Origin of the sequence: Rhizobium sp. 18055, assembly GCF_902706285.1 — a bacterium.
GTDB lineage: Bacteria > Pseudomonadota > Alphaproteobacteria > Rhizobiales > Rhizobiaceae > Rhizobium.
On record NZ_CACSKD010000267.1, the window covers coordinates 1 to 446 of the forward strand.

Sequence of the window (446 nt, forward strand, 5' to 3'; positions counted from 1 at the left end):
ATCCCGATCCACTTCTCGTTCGCCGAGCACGACCACATCGAGGGCACGCTCACGGCCGAGCGCCGCATGCTGATGCGCGACGTGTTCGACCTGCCCGACCTGGCCGCCATGGACGACGGCATCGCCAACGGCACCTGGGAGCCGCGCGCGGGCGAGGCGCATCCGCTGTCGCTCTTCACCGCGCCGCGCGTGGACTACTCGCTGCACCGCCTGCGCCACTACACCGGCACCGCGCCCGAGTGGTTCCAGAACTTCGTGCTGTTCACCAACTACCAGTTCTACATCGACGAATTCGTGCGCCTCGGCCACGCCGAGATGGCGACCCCCGACAGCGAATACGTGGCCTTCATCGAGCCCGGCAACGTGGTCACGCGCCGCACCGGCCTGCCCGCCGAGGCCGGCGACGAACTCGGCGTGCCGCCGCCGCGCCTGCCGCAGATGCCCGC

General features: G+C 70.2%; 1 pseudogene. It reads left to right on the top strand.

Annotated elements, in window-relative coordinates:
- Positions 1-446, top strand: a pseudogene (locus GVL52_RS29050) (AMP nucleosidase); the annotation flags it as partial.